Raw genomic sequence first — 5,039 nt, 5'->3', positions numbered from 1 at the left:
GTGGGCGACGGGGTTGCCGCCGTGGCGCTTGCGCCGGGTCGGCATGGTCGCGGCCGCGCCGCGGCCGACGAGCACGGCGCCGGGCTTCTCGGCGGGTTCATCGGTGATGGTGGAGCCGGCATCCGCTGCCGCGCTGGCCAGCTCGTTCGCGTTCGCGGCTGCCGGGGCGCCGGGCGCGACCGGGGGAGCGGCCACCGAGGCGTCGGCGTCGTCGGAGACGATCGTGATGATCACGGTGCCGACGTCGACGGTCGTTCCGGGCTGGACCAGGATCTCGCCGACCACGCCGATGTAGGGCGAGGGCAGCTCGACGAGCGACTTGGCCGTCTCGATCTCGACCAGCACCTGGTTGATCGCGACGGTGTCGCCCGGCGCGACCTTCCACTCGACGATTTCGGCCTCGGTGAGACCCTCGCCGACATCCGGCAGTGTGAACTTCGACACGCTCATGGAGTGCGCTCCTTGCGATTGGTGAGGTGAGACGTACCGAGCCGGCGGGGCATGGTCAGTAGGCGAGGGCGCGGTCGACGGCCTCAAGCACCCGGTCCGGGCTGGGGAGGAAGTGGGTCTCCACGGCGGCGGGCGGGAACGGGGTGTCGAAACCCGAGACGCGCAGCACGGGGGCCTCGAGCAGGTAGAACGCCTTCTCCATCACGGTGGCGGCGATCTCCGACCCGACGCTGACGAAGCCGTGGGCCTCCTGCGCGACGACGAGGTGGCCGGTCTTCTCCACCGAGGCGAGGATGGGTCCGTAGTCGACGGGGGAGATCGAGCGGAGGTCGATGACCTCGATGCTGATTCCCTCCGCGGCGGCGAGGTCGGCGGCCTGGAGCAGCACGCTGACCATGGCGCCGTGGCCGAGCACCGTGACATCCGTACCGGTGCGCACAACCCGGCTGGCGTGCAGGGGGATGCCGCTGGTTCCGAGGTTCACTTCGCCCTTGGGCCAGTAGCGGCTCTTGGGCTCGAAGAAGATGATCGGGTCGTCGGAGGCGATGGCCTCCTGCATCATCCAGTAGGCGTCGTGCGGGTTGGACGGGCTGACCACGCGCAGGCCCGGCGTGTGCGCGAAGTAGGCCTCCGGGCTTTCCTGGTGGTGTTCGATCGAGCCGATGTGGCCGCCGTAGGGGATCCGGATCACGACGGGCATAGACACCCCGCCCTCGTGACGGTTGCGCATGCGGGAGAGCTGGCTGGTGATCTGGTCGAAACCGGGGAACACGAAACCGTCGAACTGGATCTCGCAGACCGGGCGGAAACCACGCAGCGCCAGGCCGATCGCGGTGCCGACGATGCCGGACTCCGCGAGCGGGGTGTCGAGCACTCGCGTGTCGCCGAACTCGGCGTACAGGCCCTCCGTCACGCGGAAGACGCCGCCGAGCGGTCCGATGTCCTCGCCCATCAGGAGCACCTTCGGGTTGTCCTGCATCGCCTTGCGGAGCCCGGCGTTCAGGGCCTTGGTCATCGGCAGGCTGGCGGTCTCCGGGCCGGCCGGGGCCCCGACGGATCCCGAGGCCGGCGGCGCGGTCGGGTGCGCGGCGGGCGAAACGATCGTGTCGCTCATGCGTCGTCTCCTTCGAAGGATGCTTCGTACCGCTCGAGCCAGGCCTCTTGCTCCTGCACCCGCGGGTGGGGTTCGGCGTAGACGTTGTCGAAGATCACGTTCTTCTCCGGCGAGTGGATCTCCAGGGCGCGGCGGCGCACGTCGGCGGCGTTGTCCTCCGCCTCCTCGTCGACGGCGTCGAGGAATTCCTGTTCGACGCCGAGACCCTGCAGGTGGGCGCGGAACCGCACGATCGGGTCCCTGGCCACCCAGTAGGCGAGCTCGTCGGGGTCGCGGTACTTGGTGGGGTCGTCGGCCGTGGTGTGGGCGCCCACCCGGTAGGTGAGGGCCTCGATCAGGGCCGGGCCCTTGCCTGCACGCGCGTCGTCGAGGTGCTTGGCGGTGACCGCGTAGCTGGCGAGCACGTCGTTGCCGTCGACCTGGGTGCCCGGGATGCCGAAGCCGCCGGCCCGCAGGTACAGCGGGGTGCGCGACTGGCGCGTCACCGGCACGGAGATGGCCCAGTGGTTGTTCTGCAGGAAGAAGACCTGCGGGGTCTGGTAGCTGGCCGCGAAGACGAGGGCCTCGTTGGCGTCGCCCTGCGAGGATGCGCCGTCGCCGTAGTAGACGATGACGGCCTGGTCGGTCTCCGGGTTGCCGGTCGCCGTCGAGCCGTCCAGCTGCATTCCCATCGCGTAGCCCGTGGCGTGCAGGGTCTGGGAGGCGAGCACGAGCGTGTAGAGATGGAAGTTGCCGTGGTCCTCGGGGGTCCAGCCGCCGAGGGTGACCCCGCGCAGCATCCGGAGGATGTCGACCAGGTCGAGGCCGCGGATCATGCCGACGACGTGTTCCCGGTAGGACGGGAAGATGTGGTCCTGCGGGCGGGTGGCGTACGCGGAGCCGACCTGGGCGGCCTCCTGGCCGTGGCTGGGCACCCAGAGGGCGAGTTGCCCCTGGCGTTGCAGGTTGGCGGCCTCCTTGTCGAACCGGCGGATGACGACCATGTCGCGGTAGAACCGGCGATAGTCGGCCTCGGTGAGCCGATCGAGGTAGGGCAGGAACTCGGCGGCGGCATCGCTGGGGGCGAAGACACCGGCGGGGGAGAGTAGTTGCACCGTTGGCGAGGCGTTCGGGGTCGCTGACACCGTCCTAACCTATCCGTCGGGCCGGGTGCCCCGTTGGTAGATCATCGACAATGTCGGCGCACATGCATACGAGCTTTTCCACAGATTCTTCCTCGCCGATGGAGATCCGGATGCCCTCCGGCGGGAACGGTCGCACGACGAGGCCGACCGCGGACAGGACGTCCGCGATGTCCGTGGTTTCCTCGCCGGCGGGCAGCCAGACGAAGTTGCCCTGGGGCGCGGGGATGTTCCAGCCCTGCTCGGTGAGCGCGCGCCAGGCCGCGTCGCGCCGCTCCGTGATGGTGCGCACCCGTCGCAACAGCTGGTCGGATGCCGCGAGCGAGGCGATGGCGGCGGCTCCGGCGACTCCGGTGACCGACAGGGGGATCGCGGTGGCGCGGGCGGCGTCGAGGATCGGCACCGGGCCAAGCGCGTAGCCGACCCGCAGGCCGGCGAGGCCGTATGCCTTCGAGAAGGTGCGCAGCACGACGAGGTTCGGGTAGCGCTTCAGCAGCGGCAGGCCCGTGACCGCCTCGGGGTCGGTGACGAATTCGGCGTAGGCCTCGTCGAGCAGGACCAGGAGGTTGTTCGGCACGACCGCCATGAACGCCTCGAACTCGTCCGAGGTGACGATGGTGCCGGTCGGGTTGTTCGGGCTGCAGACGATGACGACGCGGGTGCGCTCGGTGATCCGGGCGGCCATCTCCGGCAGGTCGTGGCCGTGGTCGTCCCGGTTCGGCACGCGCACACTGGTCGCGCCGGCCACGGTGACGAGGCTGGGGTAGGCCTCGAAGGACCGCCAGGAGTACAGCACCTCGTCGCCGGGCCCGGCCGCGGCGAGGATGAATTGCGCCAGGAGGGCAACCGATCCGGCGCCGACATGGACCTCGTCGACACCGACCTCGTACTTCGCGGCGAGGCGCTGGCGCAGGGCGAGGGCCGAGGCATCCGGGTACCGGTTGTAGGCGGTCTCGGCGCTGACCGCCTCAATGACGCCGGGCAGCGGGTCGAAGGGGTTCTCGTTGCTCGAGAGTTTGAACGCCGTGGCCGCGGCGGCCTGTCCCTGCCTGTAGGCCGGAAGGGCGACAATCTCGGGGCGCAGGCGGACCGATGGCTGGTCTGATGGGCTCACTCGCCGATTCTACGCCGGGGCATATGCAGACAGTGCAATGCGGTGCGGCCCCCGGCATCCGGCATCCGGCATCCGGTGCCATAGTGGTGGCATGGCCAGATTCCTGATCAAGCTGATCCTCAACGCCGTCGCCCTGTGGATCACGACCCTGCTCGTCGTCGGGGTGCACGTGGTGCCGTACGCGCCGGACACGGCCGCCGTGCTGATCAGCTACCTGCTGATCGCCCTCATCTTCGGGATCGTGAACGGGGTGGTCGGCGGATTCGTGCGGGTGGTCGCATTCCCGCTCTACATCCTCACCCTGGGGCTGCTGGCGCTCGTCGTGAACGGGCTGCTGCTGCTGCTCGTCGCCTGGATCTCCGGCCTTCTCGGCTTCGGACTCGTCGTCGACAGCTTCGGCTGGGGTGTGGTCGGCGCGCTCGTGCTCGGCATCGTCAGCTGGCTGCTCGGCCTGCTGGCGCGGCCGGCCACGCCCCGCCGGTAGGCCCCCTCCGGCCCCGGTTCCGGCGGCCGGACGCCCATCCTCAGGTCAGTCGCCGGACGCCCGAACTCCCCGCCACCGCGACATCGATCCCGGCTTCTCGCCGAGCACCGTGGCCAGGGCCGACCGCCACGACTGCAGCCGCGGCTCCGGCGAGCCATCCATCAAGCCCGCCGTCTCCCGGTACGCGGTGAGGGCGTGGGCGGGCAGGGCCTGGTCAACGGGCACCGGCTCGGTGGCGAACACCTCCCGGCGCACGACCAGCCGCTCCTCCGCCCTCCCGCCGGGCCCCCCGAGCGCAGGGACGATGTCGTCGGAGTGCTCGACCGCTACGGCGGCCAGGCCGGCCGGAACCTCGACCTGGCCGTTCGGGGCACCGAAGGTCGCGATCATGACGGTGTTGAACTCGCCGGATGCCGCCACCTGGCTGGCGACCAGCCCACCCTGGGAGTGCCCGACCTGCACCACCGGATCGGAGGGTTGCACCCCGGCCTCGCGCATCGCCTCCAGGACCGCCCGGTAGGAGCCGGCGCCCTCCTCGGCCACGGCGGCGACGTTCGAGCTGAGGTCCCACGGCTCTGCGGTGACGACGGGGCTCCACTCGGCCGTGCCGCCGATGTAGACGACCCAGGCCGCGGAGCCGGCCGGACCGTAGCGCTCGACCCGCACCTGCGCCCCGCCCGTGGCCGCCGACGGAAGGCGGGCGGCAAGGTCGCCGAACCCGGTCGGCGGACGGGCCGGCGCGGGCAGGCCGACCCG

At 70.7% G+C, this 5,039-nt stretch carries 6 protein-coding genes; 1 reads left to right on the top strand and 5 read right to left on the bottom strand.

Going from position 1 to position 5,039, the window contains the following annotated elements; genetic code table 11:
- The 4 genes from E3T48_RS03405 to E3T48_RS03390 all read right to left on the bottom strand — a co-directional run.
- A partial coding sequence (locus E3T48_RS03405) for a biotin/lipoyl-containing protein (protein WP_338145217.1) occupies positions 1-450 on the bottom strand: 450 nt, incomplete at its 3' end.
- A 55-nt stretch (positions 451-505) separates the two neighbouring features.
- On the bottom strand, positions 506-1,465 hold the full coding sequence (locus E3T48_RS03400) for an alpha-ketoacid dehydrogenase subunit beta (protein WP_241986617.1): 960 nt from the start codon (positions 1,463-1,465) through the stop codon (positions 506-508).
- Between the two features lie 95 nt (positions 1,466-1,560).
- Positions 1,561-2,688, bottom strand: a complete 1,128-nt coding sequence (locus E3T48_RS03395; RefSeq protein WP_241986615.1) for a thiamine pyrophosphate-dependent dehydrogenase E1 component subunit alpha — start codon at positions 2,686-2,688, stop codon at positions 1,561-1,563.
- A gap of 4 nt (positions 2,689-2,692) precedes the next feature.
- On the bottom strand, positions 2,693-3,799 hold the full coding sequence (locus E3T48_RS03390) for a histidinol-phosphate transaminase (RefSeq protein ID WP_134522454.1): 1,107 nt from the start codon (positions 3,797-3,799) through the stop codon (positions 2,693-2,695).
- Positions 3,800-3,890: 91 nt separating this feature from the next.
- Here E3T48_RS03390 and E3T48_RS03385 point away from each other — a divergent pair, with 91 nt between their 5' ends.
- Positions 3,891-4,283, top strand: a complete 393-nt coding sequence (locus E3T48_RS03385; RefSeq protein ID WP_134522453.1) for a phage holin family protein — start codon at positions 3,891-3,893, stop codon at positions 4,281-4,283.
- Between the two features lie 45 nt (positions 4,284-4,328).
- On the opposite strand, the gene E3T48_RS03380 is transcribed toward E3T48_RS03385, so the two are convergent.
- Positions 4,329-5,039: alpha/beta hydrolase (locus E3T48_RS03380; RefSeq protein WP_241986613.1), on the bottom strand; the 711-nt coding region annotated here is incomplete at its 5' end.

Source organism: Cryobacterium fucosi (assembly GCF_004403515.1).
GTDB classification, from domain to species: Bacteria; Actinomycetota; Actinomycetes; order Actinomycetales; family Microbacteriaceae; genus Cryobacterium; species Cryobacterium fucosi.
The sequence above is the reverse complement of the archived record's forward strand: the minus strand, read 5'-3'. Positions and strand labels throughout refer to the sequence as shown.

Excerpts from the sequence above, each read along its gene's own strand:
- E3T48_RS03400 (WP_241986617.1), bottom strand. The coding sequence starts at position 1,465 with ATGACCAAGGCCCTGAACGCCGGGCTCCGCAAGGCGATGCAGGACAAC.
- E3T48_RS03385 (WP_134522453.1), top strand. The coding sequence starts at position 3,891 with ATGGCCAGATTCCTGATCAAGCTGATCCTCAACGCCGTCGCCCTGTGG.